The organism is Pseudomonas sp. GW822-FHT04C11 (assembly GCF_058800905.1).
This window is the reverse complement of record NZ_JBXAMS010000044.1, coordinates 1-1017: the sequence shown is the minus strand read 5'-3', so window position 1 is coordinate 1017 and position 1017 is coordinate 1. Positions and strand designations below refer to the sequence as shown.

Genomic DNA, 1017 nt, shown 5'->3' with positions numbered 1-1017 from the left:
CGATAACACCGGGCTGACGCTCACTGCCGACAACACCATTACCGAAGGTGGCCAGATCACCTACACCGCGACGCTGAGCAATCCGGCTGGCACGCCGATGACCGTCACGCTCAGCAATGGCGCCGTGATCAACATCGAAGCCGGTAAAACCACCGGCTCGGTGGTGGTCGATACCCCGGCCAACGACGTCTACAAAAACGGCAGCACCGTCAGCACCACCATCGAAAGCACCACGGGCGGCAATTTCGAACAGTTGACCCCGAGCACGACGCCGGCGGTCACGACGATCACCGATTCGATCGATAACACTGGGCTGACGCTCACTGCCGACAACACCATTACCGAAGGCGGTCAGATCACTTACACCGCGACGCTGAGCAACCCGGCCGGCACGCCGATGACTGTCACGCTCAGCAATGGCGCGGTGATCAACATCGAAGCCGGCAAAACCACCGGCTCGGTGGTGGTCGACACCCCGGCGAATGACGTCTACAAAAACGGCAGCACCGTCAGCACCACCATCGAAAGCACCAGCGGCGGCAATTTCGAACAGCTGACCCCAAGCACCACCCCGGCGGTCACGACGATCACCGATTCGATCGATAACACCGGGCTGACGCTCACTGCCGACAACACCATTACCGAAGGTGGCCAGATCACCTACACCGCGACGCTGAGCAATCCGGCTGGCACGCCGATGACCGTCACGCTCAGCAATGGCGCCGTGATCAACATCGAAGCCGGTAAAACCACCGGCTCGGTGGTGGTCGATACCCCGGCCAACGACGTCTACAAAAACGGCAGCACCGTCAGCACCACCATCGAAAGCACCACGGGCGGCAATTTCGAACAGTTGACCCCGAGCACGACGCCGGCGGTCACCACCATCACCGACTCGATCGACAACACCGGGCTGTCCCTGGCAGCCACCGGTTCGGTCACCGAAGGCGGCCAGATCACCTACACCGCGACGCTGAGCAACCCGGCCGGCACGCCGATGACTGTCACGCTCAGCAA

Annotated in this window: 1 protein-coding gene; it reads left to right on the top strand. The window is 61.8% G+C overall.

All coding sequences use genetic code 11. The annotated features are described in order from the left end of the window. Positions 1–1017 (top strand): immunoglobulin-like domain-containing protein (locus AC1RJ3_RS29615; RefSeq protein WP_493081991.1); only part of this gene is annotated, 1017 nt, incomplete at both ends.